Annotated in this window: 17 protein-coding genes; 11 read left to right on the top strand and 6 right to left on the bottom strand. The window is 72.7% G+C overall.

The features are described 5' to 3' along the window. The 5 genes from ACFOYX_RS35040 (at position 1) to ACFOYX_RS35020 (ending at position 4,394) form a co-directional block, all read left to right on the top strand. Entirely contained in the window at positions 1 to 1,161 is a 1,161-nt protein-coding gene (locus tag ACFOYX_RS35040; protein WP_322440528.1) for a glycosyltransferase family 4 protein, read from the top strand. Between the two features lie 81 nt (positions 1,162 to 1,242). Then, the gene (locus tag ACFOYX_RS35035; RefSeq protein ID WP_322440529.1) at positions 1,243 to 1,746 is read left to right on the top strand and encodes a hypothetical protein; all 504 of its coding nucleotides are present in this window, start codon (positions 1,243 to 1,245) and stop codon (positions 1,744 to 1,746) included. A 149-nt stretch (positions 1,747 to 1,895) separates the two neighbouring features. Continuing rightward, entirely contained in the window at positions 1,896 to 2,813 is a 918-nt protein-coding gene (pdxS, locus tag ACFOYX_RS35030; RefSeq protein WP_109800924.1) for a pyridoxal 5'-phosphate synthase lyase subunit PdxS, read from the top strand. Between the two features lie 5 nt (positions 2,814 to 2,818). Next, positions 2,819 to 3,424: a pyridoxal 5'-phosphate synthase glutaminase subunit PdxT gene (gene pdxT / locus ACFOYX_RS35025; protein WP_109800925.1), complete on the top strand. Its 606-nt coding sequence runs from the start codon at positions 2,819 to 2,821 to the stop codon at positions 3,422 to 3,424. A gap of 217 nt (positions 3,425 to 3,641) precedes the next feature. After that, entirely contained in the window at positions 3,642 to 4,394 is a 753-nt protein-coding gene (locus ACFOYX_RS35020) for a YebC/PmpR family DNA-binding transcriptional regulator (protein ID WP_238453636.1), read from the top strand. 628 nt (positions 4,395 to 5,022) lie between these two features. On the opposite strand, the gene ACFOYX_RS35015 is transcribed toward ACFOYX_RS35020, so the two are convergent. After that, complete coding sequence (locus ACFOYX_RS35015) at positions 5,023 to 5,973, bottom strand: permease prefix domain 1-containing protein (protein ID WP_322440530.1); 951 nt, start codon at positions 5,971 to 5,973, stop codon at positions 5,023 to 5,025. Then, positions 5,970 to 6,311, bottom strand: a complete 342-nt coding sequence (locus ACFOYX_RS35010; RefSeq protein ID WP_322440531.1) for a PadR family transcriptional regulator — start codon at positions 6,309 to 6,311, stop codon at positions 5,970 to 5,972. Before ACFOYX_RS35010 ends, ACFOYX_RS35015 begins: the two co-directional genes overlap by 4 nt. A 196-nt stretch (positions 6,312 to 6,507) precedes the next feature. Here ACFOYX_RS35010 and dnaE point away from each other — a divergent pair, with 196 nt between their 5' ends. Further along, positions 6,508 to 10,041, top strand: coding sequence for a DNA polymerase III subunit alpha (gene dnaE, locus ACFOYX_RS35005; RefSeq protein WP_322440532.1), 3,534 nt, complete (start codon positions 6,508 to 6,510; stop codon positions 10,039 to 10,041). A gap of 18 nt (positions 10,042 to 10,059) precedes the next feature. Here the strand turns inward: dnaE and ACFOYX_RS35000 are convergent, their stop codons facing one another. After that, the gene (locus tag ACFOYX_RS35000) at positions 10,060 to 10,743 is read right to left on the bottom strand and encodes a response regulator (RefSeq protein WP_109803146.1); all 684 of its coding nucleotides are present in this window, start codon (positions 10,741 to 10,743) and stop codon (positions 10,060 to 10,062) included. After that, positions 10,740 to 12,362 (bottom strand): sensor histidine kinase, encoded by a 1,623-nt coding sequence (locus tag ACFOYX_RS34995; protein WP_322475093.1) that lies wholly within the window; start codon positions 12,360 to 12,362, stop codon positions 10,740 to 10,742. Before ACFOYX_RS34995 ends, ACFOYX_RS35000 begins: the two co-directional genes overlap by 4 nt. 102 nt (positions 12,363 to 12,464) lie before the next feature. On the opposite strand from ACFOYX_RS34995, the gene ACFOYX_RS34990 reads away from it, so the two are divergent. Continuing rightward, positions 12,465 to 13,856, top strand: coding sequence for a cation:dicarboxylate symporter family transporter (locus ACFOYX_RS34990; protein WP_322440534.1), 1,392 nt, complete (start codon positions 12,465 to 12,467; stop codon positions 13,854 to 13,856). Between the two features lie 221 nt (positions 13,857 to 14,077). Further along, entirely contained in the window at positions 14,078 to 15,115 is a 1,038-nt protein-coding gene (locus ACFOYX_RS34985; RefSeq protein WP_322440535.1) for an aminotransferase class V-fold PLP-dependent enzyme, read from the top strand. Between the two features lie 45 nt (positions 15,116 to 15,160). On the opposite strand, the gene ACFOYX_RS34980 is transcribed toward ACFOYX_RS34985, so the two are convergent. Further along, positions 15,161 to 16,333, bottom strand: coding sequence for an acyl-CoA dehydrogenase family protein (locus tag ACFOYX_RS34980; protein WP_322440536.1), 1,173 nt, complete (start codon positions 16,331 to 16,333; stop codon positions 15,161 to 15,163). 174 nt (positions 16,334 to 16,507) lie between these two features. Between ACFOYX_RS34980 and ACFOYX_RS34975 the strand changes: the two genes are divergently transcribed. The 3 genes from ACFOYX_RS34975 to ACFOYX_RS34965 are packed head-to-tail and all read left to right on the top strand — an operon-like array spanning position 16,508 to position 19,735. Next, positions 16,508 to 17,173, top strand: coding sequence for a TetR/AcrR family transcriptional regulator C-terminal domain-containing protein (locus ACFOYX_RS34975; protein ID WP_322440537.1), 666 nt, complete (start codon positions 16,508 to 16,510; stop codon positions 17,171 to 17,173). A 46-nt stretch (positions 17,174 to 17,219) separates the two neighbouring features. Then, positions 17,220 to 18,662: an aldehyde dehydrogenase family protein gene (locus tag ACFOYX_RS34970; protein WP_322440538.1), complete on the top strand. Its 1,443-nt coding sequence runs from the start codon at positions 17,220 to 17,222 to the stop codon at positions 18,660 to 18,662. Beyond that, positions 18,659 to 19,735 (top strand): alcohol dehydrogenase catalytic domain-containing protein, encoded by a 1,077-nt coding sequence (locus ACFOYX_RS34965; RefSeq protein WP_109803152.1) that lies wholly within the window; start codon positions 18,659 to 18,661, stop codon positions 19,733 to 19,735. Before ACFOYX_RS34970 ends, ACFOYX_RS34965 begins: the two co-directional genes overlap by 4 nt. Here the strand turns inward: ACFOYX_RS34965 and ACFOYX_RS34960 are convergent. Continuing rightward, positions 19,719 to 20,681, bottom strand: coding sequence for a TetR/AcrR family transcriptional regulator C-terminal domain-containing protein (locus ACFOYX_RS34960; RefSeq protein WP_322440539.1), 963 nt, complete (start codon positions 20,679 to 20,681; stop codon positions 19,719 to 19,721). The two genes, ACFOYX_RS34965 and ACFOYX_RS34960, sit on opposite strands and share 17 nt — an antisense overlap. Positions 20,682 to 20,825 lie beyond the last annotated feature (144 nt).

The following is a 20,825-nucleotide window of genomic DNA, read 5'->3' as shown; positions in this document are numbered from 1 at the left end:
ATGCGGATCGGCATCGTGTGCCCGTACTCCTTCGACGTCCCCGGCGGGGTGCAGAACCACGTCATGGACCTGGCCGAGGCGTTGATCTGGCTGGGGCACGAGGTGAGCGTGCTCGCCCCGGCCGACGAGGACTCGGCGCTGCCGCCGTACGTGGTGTCGGCGGGGCGGGCGGTGCCGCTGCCGTACAACGGGTCGGTGGCCCGGATCGCGTTCGGGCCGGTCTCCACCGCCCGGGTGCGGCGCTGGATCACCCGGGGCGACTTCGACGTGCTGCACGTGCACGAGCCGTTGACGCCCAGCCTGTCCATGCTCGCCGTGCTCTGCGCCCGCGGCCCGGTGGTGGCCACCTTCCACACCGCGATGACCCGGTCCCGGGTGCTCTCCGCCGCGCAGGGGGTGCTGCAGATCCTGCTGGAGCGGATCACCGCCCGGATCGCGGTCAGCGCCCTCGCTCGCAAGGTGCAGGTCGAGCACATGGACGGCGGTGCGGTGGAGATCCCGAACGGGGTGACCGTGGCGAAGTTCGCCGGGGTCGAGCCGCTGCCCGGCTGGCCGGGGGAGTGCGGGCCGGGCACCGGTGGCACGCTCGGCTTCCTGGGCCGGTTCACCGAGCCGCGCAAGGGCTTCGCGATCCTGCGGGACGCGTTCGTCGCGTTGGCCCCGCACCGGCCGGGGCTGCGGCTCCTGGTGGCCGGTCCGGGCGACCCGGACGACCTGTACGACCAGTTCCCCGCCGAACTGCGGGACCGGGTAACCTTCCTCGGCCTGGTGTCGGAGGCGGACAAGGCGCGCATGCTGCGCAGCGTGCACCTCTACGTCGCACCGAACACCGGGGGGGAATCCTTCGGGATGATCCTCACCGAGGCCCTCGCGGCCGGCACCACGGTGGTGGCCAGCGACCTGGACGCGTTCCGCCGGGTGCTCGACGGCGGGCGGGCCGGCCGGCTGTTCCCGACCGGCGACCCGGCCGCGCTGCGGGCCGCGCTCGCCGGCCTGCTCGACGACGCCGACCAGCGGGCCGCGCTGACCGCCTGCGGCGACCAGGCGGTGGCGAATTTCGACTGGCCCGTGGTTGCCCGCCGCGTTCTGGAGGTATACGCAGCGGCGATCGAAGCCACCGACGGTCGGGTGATCGACCAGGAATGGGTGGGGATGGGCTGAACGGTGGGGCCAGTGGGGCCGATGTGACGAGCGCGTCGGCGGCAGCCGCGCCGAACCGGGCGGGAACGGAGCAGCACTACGATGCCGGGCATGTGGTGGGTGGTGGGCACGATCCTGGTCGTCGGGCTCGTCGCGGCGTACCTGATCTGGACGGCCGGCCGGGTCGAGCGGCTGCAGGCCCGCGCGGAGTCGGCGGCTCGGGCGCTCGACGCGCACCTGCTGCGCCGCGCGGCGGCCGCGGCGGTCCTGGCCGAGCAGCGGTACGGCGTGGAGCTGTACGCGGCGGCTCGGATCGCCCTGGACGCCCCGCCGGAGGAGCGGGAGGCGGCCGAGAACGACCTCACCCGGCAGTTGCGCGCGGTCGAGCTGGACCCGGCCGACCCGGCGTGTGAGGCGGTGATCGCGGCCAGCCGACGGCTGGCGCTGGCCCGACAGGTGCACACCGACCTGGTCCGGGACGCGCGGTCGGCGCGCGGCCGCCCCCTGGTACGCCTGTTCGGGATGGGGCGCCGGCACCAGTGGCCGCGCTACTTCGACGTCGACGACCCCACCCTCGCCGTCCCGGCGGACGTCACCACCGGCTGACCCGGTGCCGGCCGCTCAGCGGCCCTGGTCAGGGGTGATGCGGGCCACACCGCAGGCCACCGTGGGTCTGATTGGCTGTCGGACCGGCGTTGAGCCCGTCGTAGCATTTTCGCAGCCACCCCCTGAGCACGCCCAAGGAGCGATGACCCGTGTCCGAATCCACCTCCCCGAACGCCAACGCCACGCCCGTCGTCGGCACCGCCCGAGTCAAGCGGGGCATGGCCGAGATGCTCAAGGGCGGCGTGATCATGGACGTGGTCACCGCCGAGCAGGCCAAGATCGCCGAAGACGCCGGCGCGGTCGCCGTGATGGCGCTGGAGCGGGTGCCCGCGGACATCCGCGCGCAGGGCGGCGTCTCCCGGATGAGCGACCCGGACATGATCGACGGCATCATCGAGGCCGTCTCGATCCCGGTGATGGCCAAGGTCCGCATCGGCCACTTCGTCGAGGCGCAGATCCTGCAGTCGCTCGGCGTCGACTACATCGACGAGTCCGAGGTGCTGACCCCGGCCGACTACGCCAACCACATCGACAAGTGGGCCTACACCGTCCCCTTCGTCTGCGGCGCGACCAACCTGGGTGAGGCGCTGCGCCGGATCACCGAGGGCGCGGCGATGATCCGCTCGAAGGGCGAGGCGGGCACCGGTGACGTCTCCAACGCCACCACCCACATGCGCAAGATCCGCCAGGAGATCCGCCGGCTGCAGTCGCTCCCGGAGGACGAGCTCTTCGTCGCCGCCAAGGAGCTGCAGGCGCCGTACGAGCTGGTCAAGGAGGTCGCCCAGACGGGCAAGCTGCCGGTGGTGCTGTTCACCGCGGGCGGCATCGCCACCCCGGCCGACGCCGCCATGATGATGCAGCTCGGCGCGGAGGGCGTCTTCGTCGGCTCGGGCATCTTCAAGTCCGGCAACCCGGCCCAGCGCGCCGCCGCGATCGTCAAGGCGACCACCTTCCACGACGACCCGGACGTGCTCGCCAAGGTCTCCCGTGGTCTGGGCGAGGCGATGGTCGGCATCAACGTCGACGAGATCCCGCAGCCGCACCGCCTGGCCGAGCGCGGTTGGTGACGCCGATGGGTGGCCAGCCGAAGATCGGGGTGCTCGCCCTCCAGGGCGACGTGCGCGAGCACGTCGCGGCCCTGGCCGGGGCCGGCGCCGACGCCCGCCCGGTACGCCGTCCGGCGGAGCTGGACGCGGTCGACGGGCTGGTCATCCCCGGCGGCGAGTCCACCACCATCAGCAAACTCGCCGACATCTTCGAGATGCGCGAGCCGATCGACAAGCGGATCGCCGGCGGCATGCCGGTCTACGGGTCCTGCGCCGGCCTGATCATGCTGGCCACCGAGGTCCTGGACGGCCGGCCCGACCAGCGCGGTTTCGCCGGCATCGACATGACGGTGCGGCGCAACGCGTTCGGCCGGCAGGTCGACTCGTTCGAGGCGCCGGTGGCGATCGCCGGGGTCGAGGGCGACCCGTTCCACGCCGTCTTCATCCGGGCCCCCTGGGTCGAGCGGGTCGGCGCGGGCGTCGAGGTGCTGGGCCGGGTCACCGAGGGGCCGGCCGCCGACCGGATCGTCGCGGTCCGGCAGGGCAACCTGGTGGCCACCTCGTTCCACCCGGAGCTCACCGGCGACCTGCGGCTGCACCGCTACTTCGTGGAGCTGGTCCGGGCCGCCTGAGGGGTCCGACCCGGGCCTCCCTCCCGCCGGGAGGGGGGCCCGCTCCACGCCCGGCCGGTGCGCGTGTGACACCGGGGGGAGTGACCTCGGTAGGATTGCCGCGGTTCGGCAGGGCTCACCGCCCGCCGCAGCCCTCCAGCCGACCAGCCGCCGGTGCAGGCGGTGGAGCTGGCGCGGACAGTCGACGCAGGCGTGAGTCAACAGACGGAGGTATGAGATGTCCGGCCACTCAAAGTGGGCGACCACCAAGCACAAGAAGGCCGTCATCGACGCCAAGCGCGGCAAGATGTTCGCCAAGCTGATCAAGAACGTCGAGGTCGCGGCCCGGACCGGCGGCGGCGACCCCGCCGGCAACCCGACGCTCTACGACGCCATCCAGAAGGCGAAGAAGAACTCCGTCCCGAACGACAACATCGACCGCGCGGTCAAGCGCGGCTCGGGCCTGGAGGCCGGCGGCGCCGACTGGCAGACCATCATGTACGAGGGCTACGGCCCGAACGGCGTGGCGATGCTGATCGAGTGCCTCACCGACAACCGCAACCGCGCCGCCACCGAGGTGCGCACCGCGCTGACCCGCAACGGCGGCTCGCTCGCCGACGCCGGCTCGGTGTCGTACATGTTCTCCCGCAAGGGCGTGGTGATCGTGCCCAAGACCGGCACGACGGAGGACGACGTGATGATGGCGGTCCTCGACGCCGGCGCCGAGGAGGTCAACGACCTCGGTGAGGCTTACGAGGTGGTCTCCGAGCCGACCGACCTGATCGCGGTCCGCACCGCGCTGCAGGACGCCGGCATCGAGTACGAGTCGGCCGAGTCCTCCCTCATTCCCAGCATGAACGTGCCGCTGGACGAGGAGGGCGCGCGCAAGGTCTTCAAGCTGATCGACGTGCTGGAGGACTGCGACGACGTGCAGAACGTCTACGCGAACTTCGACGTCTCCGACGACGTGATGGCGGCCGTCGACGCCTGACCGTCGGTGCCGGCGCGCCCCCGGGTCGCGGTGTCGGCCGGCACCGGACATCCCGCTGCGGCACTACGAAGCTGATGTCGTGAACGATTCACCGATGCGGCGCTGACCCGTGTCGTCCGCACGGCCGGCCGCGACGCCCGGCCCGGCGGCCGGTGATTCATCCACGACATCAGCTTCGTAGCGTCCGGGACAGGTGTCGCCGCGATCGGCCGACCCGCCCGAGGCGTCGGCGCCCCTGTGTGGGGGCGCTGAGGCCTCGGCGCAGCGGCGGGCCACCGCGTCGAAGGCCGCCGTGCGCTGCCGGCTGCCGTCGGGCCGAAACCGGGCTGACCGGCCGTGGCGCCCCACCGTACGCTGCCGGGATGCTCCTGCCCGATCTCCCGCTCCGCACCGACCGCCTCGACCTGCTGAACCTGGCCATCGTGGTCCGGGCGACCGGCGAGCTGGTCGGCGACGTGCTACTCATCTGGACCAGTGCCACCTGTGCAGAACGAGTTCGTCAAGGGGGAGTGGGTCGACGAGGCGGTGTGCGCGCTGCTGGCCCAGGAGTGACGGGCCGGCCGGACCGCCGGCTGACCGGCCGGCCCGGCCCGGCGCCCCGTGCGCGCCGGGCCGGACCGAGGCCCGGTCAGGCGTGGTGGCGCCGGGCCTTCACGATGCTCTCGGCGGCGTCCCAGACCGTGATCGCGGCGACCACCGCGACCGTTACCCGGGCGACGGTGTCGAGGTGTCCGTCCGTGCGCAGCCAGTCGAACCGCCGCACCAGCTCCGGGTTGAGCAGCCGGTCGGTGAGCAGCAGGACGATGACCGGCACCGTGAACGCGAGGTCGAGGGCGGCGTTCACCGCTACGAGCGGCCAGGTCCACCGCCCGGCGCGGTACTTGGCGACCTCCAGCACCAGGCTGGCCACGAGCACGGCCGCGAGGAACGGCAGCCACGAGCTCCAGAGCGCCGGGTCGAGGAGCGGGATGCGGTCGCCGTCGGTGTCGGAGACCCAGGGCTGGAAGTGTTGCCAGGGCAGGAAGGCGAGGGTGAGCAGCAGCATCGCCACCGACGCGCAGGTGTCGGTGAGCCGGACGTCCCGCTCCGCCGGACCCTCCGGGAGGTGGTCGACGCTCCACTCGGGCAGGTTCAGCGAGGTGTCGGTCCGTTCCAGGACCGCGAAGCCCAAGGTGACCCAGAAGGCGATCTGCACCGCCGTCTGGAACGCGCTGGTGATGCCCACGCCGACCGCCCTGCCGGGGTCGTCGCCGACGGTCGCCTCGAGCACGCCCACCACGACGCCGACGGTGCCGGGCACGGTAGCCAGCATCAGCCGCAGCACCCGCTGCCAGACCAGGTAGTAGGTGGGGCCGATGAGCTGGAGCCGACGGTCGGCGTACCGGGCGGCAAGCCGCTCCGGCTGGCCCAGCTCGGTGAGCACCTCGCGCTCGGCGGCCTCGGCGTCCTGCCCGGCGCCGGTCCGGTCGTCGATCATGTCCTCGATGGCGGCGCGCAGCTCGGAGGCGATCTCGGCGCGGCGGGGTACCGGCACCGCCCGCAGGGTGGCGGCGAGGTAGCGGTCGGTCAGGGAACTCATCGGTGGTCTCCTTCGATCAGCCCGGCGACGGAGGTCTGCACGGCGGCGAGGTCGTCGAGGAGGCGGGCCAGCACCGTCTCCCCCTCGTCACTGATGCGGTAGAACTTGCGCGGCCGGCTCTCTTCGGTGTTCCACTCGCTGGTCAGCAGCCCCTGCTCCTCCAGCCGCCGGAGCAGGGGATAGAGCGTGTTGGCGTCGACCGGAAAGCCGTGCGCCGCGAGGCGTTGCAGCAGCGCGTAGCCGTAGTCGGGGCGGCGCAGGGCGACCAGGCTCGCCACCACCACCGTGCCGCGGCGCAACTCCTGGAGATGGGTCCGCAGGATCTCGTCGCTTACCATGACTCACACGATACTGTGTGGCACACACTAATGTATAGCGCAACATCGCTGTGCTGCGGCGGGGCCGACCCGGGAGATCCACACCACCCTGACGGTGATCTGCCCGCGCGGCTGCTGGAGGTGCCTCTCGGGGCGGGGATAGGGTGGGCCGACCGACTTCTCACCACCCACGAAGCCGACCCGGGGGGCGCCACGCATGGGCGATTCGTTCGCGCATCTGCACGTGCACACTGAGTACTCGATGCTCGACGGAGCGGCCCGGCTCAAGGACCTGTTCGCCGAGGCCAACCGGCTCGGCATGCCGGCGGTGGCGATCACCGACCACGGCAACATGCACGGCGCGAACGACTTCTACAAGCAGGCGATGGCCGCCGGGATCACGCCGATCCTCGGCGTCGAGGCGTACGTGGCGCCGGAGTCGCGCTTCCACAAGGCGCGGGTCAAGTGGGGCCGGCCGGAGCAGAAGAGCGACGACATCTCCGGCAACGGCGCGATCACCCACAAGACCATGTGGGCGCGCAACGCCACCGGCCTGAAGAACCTGTTCACGCTGAACTCGCGCGCCTCCATGGAGGGTCACTACGTCAAGTGGCCCCGGATGGACATGGAGCTGATCGCCGAGCACGCCGAGGGCATCATGGCCACCACCGGCTGCCCCTCCGGTGCCGTGCAGACCCGGCTGCGGCTGGGCCAGTTCGACGAGGCGCTCAAGGTCGCCGCCAGCTACCAGGACATCTTCGGCAAGGAGAACTACTTCCTGGAGATCATGGACCACGGCCTCGACATCGAGCGCCGGGTCCGGGACGGGCTCACCGAGATCGCCCGCAAGCTCGACATCCCGCCGGTGGTCACCAACGACTCGCACTACACCCACGAGGCGCAGGCCGAGGCGCACGACGTGCTGCTCTGCGTGCAGACCGGCAGCAACATCTCCGACCCGAACCGGTTCCGCTTCGAGGGCGGCGGCTACTTCATCAAGTCGGCCGAGCAGATGCGCGCGGTCGACTCCTCGGAGCTGTGGCAGCAGGGCTGCCGCAACACCCTGCTGGTCGCCGAGAAGGTCGACCCGACCGGGATGTTCGAGTTCCACAACCTGATGCCCCGCTTCCCGGTGCCGGAGGGGGAGACCGAGGAGTCCTGGTTCCGCAAGGAGACCTTCGCCGGGTTGGCTCGCCGCTACCCGGGCGGCATTCCCGAGGGGCACATCGTCCAGGCCGAGTACGAGCTGGGCGTCATCAACCAGATGGGCTTCCCCTCGTACTTCCTCGTGGTCGCCGACTTCATCCAGTGGGCGAAGAGCCAGGGCATCGCCGTCGGTCCGGGCCGTGGCTCGGCCGCCGGCTCGCTCGTCGCGTACGCCCTGGGCATCACCGACCTGGACCCGATCCCGCACGGCCTGATCTTCGAGCGGTTCCTCAACCCCGAGCGCGTCTCCATGCCGGATGTCGACATCGACTTCGACGAGCGTCGGCGCGGCGAGGTGATCAAGTACGTCACCGACAAGTGGGGCGAGGACAAGGTCGCCCAGATCGCCACCTTCGGCACCATCAAGGCCAAGGCCGCGATCAAGGACTCGGCCCGGGTGCTCGGATTCCCGTACGCGGTGGGCGACCGGATCACCAAGGCGATGCCGCCGGCGGTGATGGGCAAGGACATCCCGCTCACAGGCATCTTCGACCCCAAGCACCCGCGGTACGCCGAGGCCGGCGAGATCCGGGGCCTCTACGAGTCCGACCCGGACGTGCGCAAGGTGATCGACACCGCCAAGGGCATCGAGGGGCTGATTCGGCAGACCGGTGTGCACGCCGCCGGCGTGATCATGTCCGCCGAGCCGATCATCGAGCACATCCCGCTGATGCGCCGGGACGCCGACGGGGCGATCATCACCCAGTTCGACTACCCGACGTGCGAGTCCCTCGGGCTGTTGAAGATGGACTTCCTCGGCCTGCGCAACCTGACCATCATCGACGACGCGGTCAAGAACATCGAGCTCAACCACGGCAAACAGCTGGACCTGCTGTCCCTGCCGCTGGACGACCCGGCCGCCTACGAGCTGTTGGCCCGGGGCGACACCCTCGGCGTTTTCCAGCTCGACGGCGGGCCGATGCGCTCGCTGCTGCGGCTGATGAAGCCGGACAACTTCGAGGACATCTCCGCCGTCCTGGCGCTCTACCGGCCCGGCCCGATGGGCGTCGACTCGCACACCAACTACGCGCTGCGCAAGAACGGCCAGCAGGAGATCACCCCGATCCACCCGGAGCTGGAGGAGCCGCTGCGGGAGATTCTCGCGCCCACCTACGGCCTGATCGTCTACCAGGAGCAGGTGCAGCGCGCCGCGCAGATCCTCGCCGGCTACACCCTCGGCCAAGCCGACCTGCTGCGCCGGGCGATGGGCAAGAAGAAGAAGGAGATCCTCGACAAGGAGTTCATCCCGTTCCGGGACGGCTGCCGTGAGCGCGGCTACTCCGACGAGGCGATCCAGGCGGTGTGGGACGTCCTGGTGCCGTTCGCCGGCTACGCCTTCAACAAGGCGCACTCGGCCGCCTACGGGCTGGTCTCGTACTGGACCGCGTACCTGAAGGCCCACTACCCGGCCGAGTACATGGCCGGGCTGCTCACCTCGGTCGGTGACGACAAGGACAAGATGGCGCTCTACCTGTCGGAGTGCCGGCGGATGGGCATCCAGGTCCTGCCGCCCGACGTGAACACCTCGGCCGGCCCGTTCACCCCGGTCGGCAAGGACATCCGCTTCGGCCTGGCCGCGATCCGCAACGTCGGCGCGAACGTGGTCGCCTCGATCATGCGGTGCCGCGAGGAGAAGGGCGAGTACGCCGACTTCTACGACTTCCTGTCCAAGGTGGACGCGGTGGTCTGCAACAAGAAGACCATCGAATCGCTGATCAAGGCCGGCGCGTTCGACTCGATGGGGCACCCGCGCAAGGGCCTGCTCGCCGTGCACGCCGACGCCATCGACGCGTACGCCGACGTCAAGCGCAAGGAGGCGGTCGGCCAGTACGACCTCTTCGGTGCCGGCTTCGGTGAGGCGGACACCGGCGGCAGCACCACGGTCATGCCGACCATCGGCGAGGGTGAGTGGGACAAGCGGGACAAGCTGGCCTTCGAGCGGGAGATGCTCGGCCTGTACGTCTCCGACCACCCGCTCTTCGGCCTGGAGCACGTCCTCGGCGCGGCGGCGGACACCACGATCGCCGCGCTCGCCGAGGAGGGCGGGGTGCCCGACGGGGCGGTGGTCACCCTCGCCGGCATCCTCTCCGGCGTGCAGCGGCGGGTCACCAAGCAGGGCCGGGCCTGGGCCTCGGCCACCTTGGAGGACCTGGCCGGCGGGGTGGAAACGCTCTTCTTCCCGAACACCTACGAGGTGATCGGGCAGTACATCGCCGAGGACGCGATCGTGGTGGTCAAGGGGCGGGTGGACCGCCGCGACGACACGCCACGGATCATGGCGATGGACATGTCCATGCCGGACATCAGCAGCAACCCGGCGAACAAGCCGGTCACCCTCACCATCCCGGTGCACCGGTGCACGCCGCCGCTGGTGGAACGGCTCAAGGAGACCCTGGTGCTGCACCCGGGCGACACCGAGGTGCACGTCAAGCTGCTCAACGGGGGGAAGGTGACCACGCTGCGGCTCGGACCGTTCCGGGTGGCGGCCACCACCGCGTTGATGGGCGACCTGAAGAGCGTCCTCGGCCCCACCAACGTCGGTTGATCACCCCCAACGCGCCGGTCAGACCGGGCGGTACTCCACCTCCGGCCGGCCGGGGGTGCCGTAGCGGGGGGTACGTGCCGCGCGTTCGACGGTGACCAGGTATTCCAGGTAGCGGCGGGCGGTCACCCGGGAGATGCCGGTCTGCTGGCTCACCTCGGTCGCCGACCGGCCCGACCCGGGTGAGATGGCGGCCAGCACCCGGTTCAGCGTCTGCTCGTCCAGCCCCTTGGGCAGCGTGTGCTGCGCCGCGCCGCGCAGGGTGGCGAACATCCGGTCCACCTCGTGCTGGGCGGCGACCTCGCCGTCGGCGAGCGCCTGGCGGCGGTAGTCGGCGTACCGCTCCAGCTTGTCGCGGAAGGCGGCGAAGGTGAACGGCTTGAGCAGGTAGTGGGTCACCCCGAGGGAGACGGCGGTGCGGACCACCGCCAGGTCCCGGGCCGAGGTCACCGCGAGCACGTCGACGCTGCTGCCCGCTGCCCGCAGGGCCCGGCAGACGTCCAGGCCGTGCAGGTCGGGCAGCCGGAAGTCCAGCAGTACGAGGTCCACGTCCGTGCCGGCCCGATGCCGCAGCGCCGCCATCGCCTCCCGCGCGGTGTGCGCCACCCCGACCACCACGAAGCCGGGCACCCGCTCGGTGTACGCCTTGTGCGCCTCTGCCAGCAGCGGCTCGTCCTCCACCACCAGCACCCGGATGTCGGTCACGACCGGCCCTCCGGGATCGGCAGCCGGACCGTGAACACAGTCCCGCCGCCGTCGGCCGCGGCCACGTCGCAGCGGCCACCGTGGCGCCGGATCACCTGCCCGACCAGCGCCAGGCCCAGGCCGCGGCCGGCGCTCTTGGTCGACCAGCCACGCCGGAACGCGTCCGCGACCCGGTCGGGGTCCAGCCCCGGTCCGTTGTCGCCGACCCGGATGACGATGTCGTCGTCGACGGTGCCGACGAAGACGCGTACCCGGCGCGGCGGGTCGGTGCCGGCCACCGCCTCGAGCGCGTTGTCGACCAGGTTGCCGACGACGGTGAGCAGGTCGGCGGCGGGCAGGGGGCTGTCGTCGAGCCGGCAGTCCGGTTCGATCACCAGGTCCACGCCGCGCTCGCCGGCCCGCGCCGACTTGCCGAGCAGCAGGGCGGCCAGCGCCGGCTCGGTCACCGCGCCGACCACCCGGTCCGTGAGCTGCTGGGCCAGCGCGAGGTCGCGGGTGGCCAGCTGCACGGCCTCGTCGGCGCGGCCCAGCTCCACCAGGGTCAGCACGGTGTGCAGCCGATTGGCCGACTCGTGGGTCTGGGCCTGCAGGGCCTCGGTCAGCGCGCGTACCGAGTCCAGCTCGCTGGCCAGGTTGCGCAGCTCGGTCTGGTCGCGCAGGGTCAGCACGGTGCCGAGCGGGGCGCCCTCGAACCGGGTGGTCCGCTGGTTGGCCACCAGGACCCGGTCACCGGCCAGCACCGGCTCGTCGTGCGCGTCCCGCCCGGAGGCCAGCAGCTCGGCCACCGCGGGTGGGAGGTCGATCCCGGCCACCGGCCGGTCGGTCACCGACGCGTCCTCGTCCAGCCCGAGCAACCGGCGGCCCTCGTCGTTGACCAGCGCCACCCGTCGGTCGGTGGTCAGCACCACCAGTCCCTCCCGTACCGAGTGCAGGACCGCGTCGTAGTACTCGTACATCCGGCTCATCTGGGCCGGCCCGAGGCCGTGGGTCTGCCGGCGGAGCCGGCGGCTGAGCAACCAGGAGCCGGTGGCGGCCAGGGCGAGCGCGGGGGCGGCGGCGCCGAGCAGCACCGGCAGCTGGGCGAGCAGCTTGCGGTTGATCGCCCTGGTGGTGATGCCGGCGGAGACCAGGCCGATGATCCGGCGGTCGTCGTCGTAAACCGGGACCACCGCGCGTACCGACTCGCCGAGCGTGCCGACGTTGGTGGTGGTGAACGGCCGACCGGCGAGGGCGGGTCCGATGTCGCCGATGAACGGCTGCCCGATCAGGCTGGGGTTGCGGTGCGAGTAGCGGGTCCGGTCGGGGGCCATCACCACCACGAAGTCCGTTCCCGTCGCCACCCGGATCGACTCCGCGTACGGCTGGAGGGTGGCCGCCGGGTCGGCTGAGGTCAGGGCGGCGCGGACGTCGGGGGAGCGGGCCACGGTGTGCGCCACGGCGAGCACCTCCTCCTTCGCCGCCTGCCGGGAGTCGCTGCGGGCGAGCCAGACCGCGCCCGCCGCCCCGGCGAGCACGAGCAGCGTCACCACCACCGCTTGGAGGGCGAACAGCTGTCCCGCGATGCTCCACTGGCGTCGGGCCACGTTCACCTCCTCCTCGCGCTCGGCTTCCGCCCGCAAGTGTGGCGCACCGGTCAGGTTCCGATTTCGGCCCCGAGTCACCCTGGTGAACAGAATGAACGCAAGGCTGCCTTATATTGAGACGCGCTTCACATTGTGGGCATGGACACCACCACACCCACCCCCGTGGCCGCCCGGCCCGTCCGCCGGGACCGGACCCGTTACCTCTACCTGGCGGTCATCCTGGCCGTCGCCGCCGGCATCGTGGTCGGCCTCGCGGCCCCGGAGTTCGGCAAGGAACTGAAGCCCCTCGGTACCGGATTCGTCAACCTGATCAAGATGATGATCGGACCGGTCATCTTCTGCACGATCGTCCTCGGCGTCGGATCCGTCCGTCAGGCGGCCAAGGTCGGCAAGGTCGGCGGTCTCGCCCTCGGCTACTTCCTGGTCATGTCCACCGTCGCGCTGGCCATCGGCCTGGTGGTCGGCAACCTCATCCATCCCGGCGCCGGCCTGGACCTGGGCCCCGACCTGGCGGGCGCGGGCAAGGCCGCCGCCGGTGACGAGAGCGGCGGGACGGTCGACTTCCTGCTCGGCATCATCCCGACCACCCTCTTCTCCGCCCTGACCGAGGGGGAGGTGCTCCAGACGCTGCTGGTCGCGCTGCTGTTCGGCTTCGCCGTGCAGGCCCTCGGCACGCGTGGTGAGCCCGTGCTGCGGGCGGTGGGCCTGCTCCAACGCCTCGTCTTCAAGGTGCTGGCGATGATCATGTGGGTCGCCCCGATCGGCGCGTTCGGGGCGATCGCCGCGCTGGTCGGCGCGACCGGCGTGGACGCGTTGAAGAGCCTGGCGCAGGTCATGTTCGGCTTCTACGCCACCTGCGTGGTCTTCGTCTTCGTGGTGCTCGGCGCGCTGCTCTGGTTCGTGGCCCGCATCTCGATCTTCAAGCTCTTCGCCTACCTCGGCCGGGAGTTCCTGCTGATCCTGTCGACCTCGTCGTCGGAGTCGGCGCTGCCCCGGCTGATCGCCAAGATGGAGCACGTCGGGGTCGGCAGGTCGGTCGTGGGCATCACGGTGCCGACCGGGTACTCGTTCAACCTGGACGGCACCGCGATCTACCTGACCATGGCGTCGCTGTTCATCGCCGACGCGCTGGGCAAGCCGCTGTCGATCGGCGAGCAGATCTCGCTGCTGCTGTTCATGGTCATCGCCTCGAAGGGTGCCGCCGGGGTCACCGGCGCCGGCCTGGCCACCCTGGCCGGCGGGTTGCAGTCGCACCGGCCGGACCTGGTCGACGGCGTGGGGCTGATCGTCGGCATCGACCGGTTCATGTCCGAGGCCCGGGCGCTGACCAATTTCGCCGGCAACGCGGTCGCCACCGTGCTGGTCGGCACCTGGACCGGCGAGTTCGACCGCGACCAGGCCGAGGCCGTGCTCAGCGGCCGGCGCCCGTTCGACGAGTCGACCATGCTCGACGACGAGCCGGCCGAGGCCGGGCCCGCCGACGACGAGTCGGGCCCGCGACAGTCGACGCTGGCGGGGGCGCCGTCCTGACCCGGCCGGTCGAGGACGGCCGTGCCGCCCGGGGGTGCGCCGGAGCCTTCCGGTGCGCCTCCGGGGGGCGCCGTCTCCCGCACCACCGGCCCGCCCCGGTCAACCCGCCGGTCCAACACGGCCCAGCGCCGCCTGCGGGACCGGTCTGACCGTTCGGGCGCGGGCCGCGGGGTGTCGATTGGCCGTTCCGGCCGGCAACGGGCCTCACTAGCGTCGGCGCCATGGAGCTGGAAGAGGCGCAGAAACTGTGGCAGCCCGAGCCGGGCTGGCTGAACACCGCCAGCTACGGGCTGCCGCCCGAGCCGGTCTGGACGGCGCTGCAGGAGGCCCTGGCGGACTGGCGGGTGGGGCGGATCTCCTGGGAGGTGTGGGGCGAGTCCGTCGACCGGTCCCGGGCCGCGTTCGCCGCCCTGGTCGGGGTGGCGGCGGCGGACGTGGCGATCGGCAGCACGGCATCGCAGCTGCTCGCCCCGGTGGCGGCCGCAATGCCGCCGGGCGCCACGGTGGTGGTCCCGGAGGTCGAGTTCACCTCGAACCTCTTTCCCTGGTTGGTGCAGGGGCAGCGGGGCGTCACCGTACGCACGGTCCCGCTGGCCGGCCTCGCCGACGCCATCGACGCCGACACCGACCTGGTCGCGTTCAGCCTGGTGCAGTCGGCCGACGGCGCGGTCGCCCCGTACGACGAGATCGTCGCCGCGGCCCGCGCGCACGGCGCCCTCGTCGCGGTGGACGCCACCCAGGCCTGCGGCTGGCTGCCCTTCGACGCGGGCCGGGCCGACGTGGTGGCGGTCGCGGCGTACAAGTGGCTGATGGCGCCGCGTGGGGCGGCCTTCGCCTACCTGGCCCCGGCGCTGCGCGACCGGCTGCGGCCCGACGCCGCCGGTTGGTACGCGGGCGCCGACCCCCACGCCTCCTACTACGGTCCGCCGCTGCGGCTGGCCGACGACGCCCGGCGCTTCGACATCTCCCCGGCCTGGTTCTCCTACGTGGGGGCGGCGCCCGCGCTGGAGCTGCTCGCCGAGATCGGGCTGCCCGCGGTCCGCGACCACGACGTCGCCCTGGCCAACCGGTTCCTCGCCGGCCTCGGCCGAGCCGCGGGCGACAGCGCGATCGTGACCGTCGAGGTGCCCGGGGCGGAGGAGAGGCTGGCGCGGGCCGGGGTGCGCGCGGCGGTCCGCGCCGGCCGGGTGCGGGCCGCCTTCCACCTCTACTGCACTCAGGAGGACGTCGACCTCGCGCTCGACGCGCTGACGAGCTGAGGAGCTGAGTGGGCTCCCGCCCCGGGACCGGGCGGGAGCACCCACTCAGGCCAGGTGGCCGCCGATCTTCGTGTACCCGCGCAGCAGGTCGCGGGAGATGATCAGCCGCTGCATCTCGTCGGTGCCCTCGAAGATCCGGTAGAGCCGCACCTGCCGGTACCAGCGCTCGATCGGCAGCTCCCGGGTGTAGCCCATGCCGCCGTGGATCTGGAGCACCCGGTCCACCACCCGGTTGACCATGCCGGCGCCGTAGAGCTTGCCCATCGAGGAGGCGTGCCGGGGGTCCAGGCCCTGGTCGACCGTCCAGGCGGAGCGCAGCACCAGCCAGCGGGCCGCCTCCAGCTCGGTCTCCGAGTCGGCGATCATCCACTGGATGGCCTGGTTGGTGCCGATCTTCGCGCCGAAGGTCTCCCGGGTGTTGGCCTGGTCGATCGCCATCTGCAGGGCCCGCTCGGCGATGCCGATGGCATGCGAGGGGATGGTGTAGCGCCCCTTGCCGATCCACTGCATGCCCAGCGCGAAGCCCTGCCCGACCTCGCCGAGGATGTTGCGGTGCGGCACCCGGACGCCGTCGAAGATCAGCGAGGCCGGCCCGCCCTCGCCCATGGTCTGGATGAACTCCGAGCGCCAGCCCATCGCCCGGTCCACCAGGAACGCGGTGGCGCCGCCGTTGCGGGCGCCCTTCTCCCGGTCGGTCACCGCCACCACGATGGCGAAGTCGGCGTCGTTGCCTCCTGTGATGAAGGTCTTCTCGCCGTCGAGGATCCAGTCGTCGCCGTCCCGCCGGGCCGACAGCCGGATGTTGGCCGCGTCGGAGCCGGCGCCCGGCTCGGTGATCGCGAAGCAGGAGATCCGTTCCCCCTCGATGGTGGGGATGAGGAACTCCCGCTTCTGCTCCTCGGTGGCGTGGAACAGGATGTTGTCCGCCTCACCGCCGAAGCGGAACGGCGCGAAGGTGCGGCCCAGCTCGGTCCAGATCAGCGACTGCATGACCGCGGGCAGGTCCATCCCGCCGTACTCCTCCGGGGTGGCCAGCCCCCAGAAACCGAACTTCTTCGCCTTGAGCTGGAGTTCCCGCAGCTCGGAGCGGTCGAGGCCGGGTCGGTGGGCCCGCTCGCGGCGGAGCACCTCCTGCTCCAGCGGCATCACCTCGCGGGTGATGAACGACCGGACGGTGTCCCGGACCGCCCGTTCCTCGTCGGTGAGTGAGAAGTCCACGGTGGTCCCCCTGGCAATGGCGCGGTGATGGGTCGCCCTCAAACTAGCGATGTAAGTTTTAGTCCGTCCAGCCCCCACCTCCCACCCGCCGGCGGACGGCCTGCTCCCGGCGGCGCGGCTAGGCTGCACGGGGACCGCCGGCGAACCGGCCACGCCCACGAGGGAGAGACACCGGTGCCCCGACCCCGACAGGCTCTGCTCACCCGGGACCGGATCGTGGCCACGGCGCTCGCGCTGATCGACGCGGACGGACTCGCCGCCCTCTCCACCCGGCGGCTGGCCGCCGCGCTCGGCGTCCAGGGCCCGTCGCTCTACAACCACTTCGCGACCAAGGACGCCATTCTCGACGCGGTGGCGGACAGCGTCACCGCCACCGTGGACACCGGATTCTTCGCCCGGCTCGACTGGCGGGCGGCGCTGCGCCGGTGGGCCTGGTCGTACCGGGAGGCACTTGCCGCGCACCCGAACGTGGTGCCGTACCTGGCGCAGGGGCCCGGTCGGCGACCGGCCGCGCTGGCCATGGCCGACGCGGTCTACGGCGGCCTGGTCCGGGCCGGCTGGCCGCCCGCCCGCGCCACCCACATCGGCGCGGCGCTGCGCTACTTCGTCGCCGGTTCGGCGCTCGGCTCGTTCGCCCGGGGCTTCGTCGAGGACCCGGAGCTTTACGCCGCGCACTACCCGCACCTGACCCAGGCGCACCGGCTCGCCGGGCGCCAGCGCAGCGTCGACGAGGGCGCCTTCGCCCTCGGCCTCGACGCGCTGCTGCACGGGCTGGCCGCCGAGTACGAGCGGACGGTCGGGCCGCTCGCCCCGCTGGAGCCGATCGACCCTTCGGGGTAGCGTCCAAACTCCCAGCGCTAGTTTCCCGCCCCCCACGAAGGACGACATGGATCTCGCCGCCGCGCCGCCCGCCCTCCTGGTCCGTCGCCACCTGCACGTCGCCGGCGAGTGGGTCGACCCCGCCGGGGATGACGCCATCCCCGTCGAGAACCCCGCCACCGGCGAGATCGTCGGGCAGGTCCCCGCCGGCACCCCGGCCGACGTCGACCGGGCCGTGGCCGCCGCCCGGGCCGCCTTCCCCGGCTGGGCGGCCACCGCCCCCGCCGAGCGGGCCGCCCACCTGGACCGGCTGCACACCGCCCTGGCCGCGCGCGCCGACGAGATCGCCCGGACCGTCGCCTGGGAGCTGGGCACCCCGCTCAAGCTCGCCGCCCGGGTGCAGACCGGCCTGCCGCTGACCGTGCTGCGCGGCATGGTCGACCTGGCCGCCCGGCCGGCCCCCGAGGAGACCGTCGGGAACTCCCTGGTGGTCCGCGAACCGGTCGGCGTGGTCGGCGCGATCACCCCGTGGAACTACCCGCTGCACCAGGTCGTCGCCAAGGTCGCCCCCGCCCTGGCCGCCGGCTGCACGGTGGTGCTCAAACCCAGCGAGCTGACCCCGCTGACGGCGTACCTGCTCTTCGACGCGGTCACCGAGGCCGGACTCCCGCCCGGGGTGGTCAACCTGGTCCCGGGCACCGGCCCGGTGGCGGGTGAGGCCCTCGCCGCCCACCCGGACGTGGACCTGGTCTCGTTCACCGGCTCCACCGCCACCGGCCGCCGGATCGCCCACCTGGCCGCCGACCGGATCGCCCGGGTCGCCCTGGAGCTCGGCGGCAAGTCGGCCAACCTGATCCTCGCCGACGCCGACCTGGCCACCGCAGTGAAGGTCGGGGTCGGCAACGCCTTCCTCAACTCCGGGCAGACCTGCACCGCCTGGACCCGGATGCTGGTCCACCGCGACCGGTACGACGAGGCGCTCGACCTGATCGCGGCGGCCGCCGGGGCGTACCGGCCGGGGGACCCGTTCGACCCGGCGACCCGGCTGGGCCCGCTGGTCTCCGCCGCCCAGGCCGAGCGGGTCCGCGGGCACGTCGACCGGGCCCTGGCCGACGGGGCGCGGCTGCTCGCCGGCGGCCCGGACGCCCCGCTCCCGCCCCGCGGCCACTTCGTCGCCCCCACCGTCTTCGCCGACGTGCACCCGGACAGCGCGCTCGCCCAGGAGGAGGTCTTCGGCCCGGTCCTCGCCGTCATCCCGTTCGCCGACACCGACGAGGCGGTGGCCATCGCCAACAACTCCCGGTACGGGCTGGCCGGCGCGGTCTGGTCCGCCGACGAGGAGGCGGCCCTCGCGGTCGCCCGGCGGCTGCGGACCGGCCAGGTCGACGTGAACGGCGGCGCGTTCAACCCGCTCGCCCCCTTCGGCGGCTACCAGCAGTCCGGCCTCGGCCGGGAGTTGGGCGCGTACGGCGTCGACGAGTTCCGCGAGATCAAGGCGATCCAGCGATGAGGGCGCTGGTCGCCCGCGGCCCCGGCGCGCCGCTGCGCGTCGAGGAGGTACGCCTCCCCGCGCCCGGCCCCGGCGAGCTGCGCGTCCGGATCCGGGCCGCCGGCATCTGCCACTCCGACCTGTCCATGGTGAACGGCACGCTGGCGCCCGCGTACCCGCTGGTGCTCGGGCACGAGGCGGCCGGCGTGGTCGCCGAGGCCGGCCCCGGCACCCGGCTGCCGGTCGGCACCCCGGTGGTGCTGAACTGGGCGCCCGCCTGCCGGGACTGCTGGTTCTGCCGGCACGGCGAGCCGTGGCTCTGCGCCGCAAACACGGCGCCCGCGACGGCCCGCGGCGAGACCGCGGACGGCGACCGGCTGCACGTCACCCTCGGGCTCGGCGCCCTCGCCGAGGAGGTGGTGGTGCCGGAGCACGCCGCCGTCGCGGTCCCCGCCGGGCTTCCGCCCGAGCAGGCCGCGCTGCTCGGCTGCGCGGTGCTCACCGGCACCGGCGCGGTCCGCAACACCGCCCGGGTGGCCGCCGGCGAGTCGGTCGCGGTGATCGGCCTCGGCGGGGTCGGGCTCGCCGTGCTCACCGCCGCCCGGGCCGCGGGCGCGACGCCGATCCTCGCGGTGGACGTCGCCGAGGCCAAGCGCGAGCTGGCCCTGGCCGCCGGCGCCACCGACTTCCTCCGCTCCGACGACCAGCTGTCGAAGGAGGTACGCGCGCGCACCGAGGGCCGGGGCGTCGACCACGCGTTCGAGTGCGTCGGCCGGTCCGCCACCATCCGGGCGGCCTGGCGGATCACCCGGCGCGGGGGAGCGGTAACCGTGGTCGGCATGGGCGCGAAGGACGACCTGGTCAGCCTCGCCGCCCTGGACATCTTCCACTCCGCGCGCACGCTGCGCTCCTCGGTGTACGGCTCCTCCGACCCGGACCGGGAGGTGCCCGAGCTGGCCCGGTCGCTCGGCGACGGCACGCTGGACCTGCGCCCGCTGGTCAGCGGCACCATCGGACTGGACGAGGCGCCGGCCGCGTTCGACCGGCTGGCCCGCGGCGAGGGAGCCCGCTGGGTGGTCACCTTCCCGGACTGACGCCGTCCTCGGGCCGACGCTCGATCAGCGTGGCGCAGCCGTCGAGGAGCCGGCGCAGGCCGAACTCGAAGACGGTCTCCAGGTCGAGGTCCACGTCGCCCTCGGCGGTCAGCGCCGCCATGGTCGAGAAGCCGCCGGCGGCGATCATCTGCCGGAGGGTGGCCTCCTGGCGGTCCACCCACTGGTCGTCGGTGAGGCCGGTGTCCTGCTCGGCCTGCGCCCTCATCTCCAGGTTGGTGGCGATGCCTCGGACGTACGCCATCAGGGTGATCGCGACGTGCCAGCGCAGCTGCCGGTCCAGGCCCAGGCCGGAGGTGGCCCGCAACGCCCATTCGGTGTGCGCCATGCCGTGCGGCATCATCTGTGGGCGGGCGATCGAGATGACGTGCGGCAGCCAGCGGTGCCGCCGGTAGGTCGCCCACTGCGCCCAGGCGAGCAGCTCCAGCCGGGCGCGCCACCCGGCCGGCTGCACCGCCGGCAGCGGCGCGTCGGCCAGCGCTATGTCGGCCATCGTGAGGATCAGCTCGTCCCGGCCGCGCACGTGCCGGTACAGGGACATGGTGGCGACGTCCAGGTCGGCGGCGATCTGCCGCATGGAGACCGCCGGCAGGCCGCCCGCATCGGCGAGCGCGATCGCGGAACGGACCACCCGCTCCCGGCTCAGCTCCGGCTCCGCCCGCTCGGCGGCGCGTCGCGTCCCGTGCGTCTCGGTGCGGCCGGGAGCGACGACGGTGCCCGCCCCTGGTCGGGTCAGGACCAGCCCCTCGGCGCGCAGCAGGGCGAGGACCTTGGTGGCGGTGGCGATCGCGACCCCGTGCTCGCGGGTGATCCGCCGGGCGGAGGGCACGGGATCCCCGGGCCGCAGCTCCCCGAGGTCGATCCGGCGGCGGATCTCCGCGGCGATCCGCCGGTACGGCGGCTCCGACCCGGGCGCTGTGCGGGGCATGGCGACACCTCCCCGCGGAGCGTACTAGTACGACCGGCGACGGAACCCGCCTGCCGGGGGCACCGTACTAGTTCGCGGCGAGCGCGGCACCGCGGCGGAACCTACCGTTCACCGCGCGGAGGCACCCCCTCCGACCGGGTCCGG

It is taken from the genome of Micromonospora sp. GCM10011541, from assembly GCF_042650725.1.
Classification (GTDB): Bacteria; Actinomycetota; Actinomycetes; order Mycobacteriales; family Micromonosporaceae; genus Micromonospora; species Micromonospora sicca.
This window is presented reverse-complemented; position numbering and strand designations above follow the sequence as displayed.

Coding starts and splice junctions, on each gene's coding strand:
- ACFOYX_RS35040 (WP_322440528.1), top strand. CDS start 1: ATGCGGATCGGCATCGTGTGCCCGTACTCCTTCGACGTCCCCGGCGGG.
- ACFOYX_RS35035 (WP_322440529.1), top strand. CDS start 1,243: ATGCCGGGCATGTGGTGGGTGGTGGGCACGATCCTGGTCGTCGGGCTC.
- pdxT (WP_109800925.1), top strand. CDS start 2,819: ATGGGTGGCCAGCCGAAGATCGGGGTGCTCGCCCTCCAGGGCGACGTG.
- ACFOYX_RS35020 (WP_238453636.1), top strand. CDS start 3,642: ATGTCCGGCCACTCAAAGTGGGCGACCACCAAGCACAAGAAGGCCGTC.
- ACFOYX_RS35015 (WP_322440530.1), bottom strand. CDS start 5,973: ATGAGTTCCCTGACCGACCGCTACCTCGCCGCCACCCTGCGGGCGGTG.
- ACFOYX_RS35010 (WP_322440531.1), bottom strand. CDS start 6,311: ATGGTAAGCGACGAGATCCTGCGGACCCATCTCCAGGAGTTGCGCCGC.
- dnaE (WP_322440532.1), top strand. CDS start 6,508: ATGGGCGATTCGTTCGCGCATCTGCACGTGCACACTGAGTACTCGATG.
- ACFOYX_RS34990 (WP_322440534.1), top strand. CDS start 12,465: ATGGACACCACCACACCCACCCCCGTGGCCGCCCGGCCCGTCCGCCGG.
- ACFOYX_RS34985 (WP_322440535.1), top strand. CDS start 14,078: ATGGAGCTGGAAGAGGCGCAGAAACTGTGGCAGCCCGAGCCGGGCTGG.
- ACFOYX_RS34970 (WP_322440538.1), top strand. CDS start 17,220: ATGGATCTCGCCGCCGCGCCGCCCGCCCTCCTGGTCCGTCGCCACCTG.
- ACFOYX_RS34965 (WP_109803152.1), top strand. CDS start 18,659: ATGAGGGCGCTGGTCGCCCGCGGCCCCGGCGCGCCGCTGCGCGTCGAG.
- ACFOYX_RS34960 (WP_322440539.1), bottom strand. CDS start 20,681: ATGCCCCGCACAGCGCCCGGGTCGGAGCCGCCGTACCGGCGGATCGCC.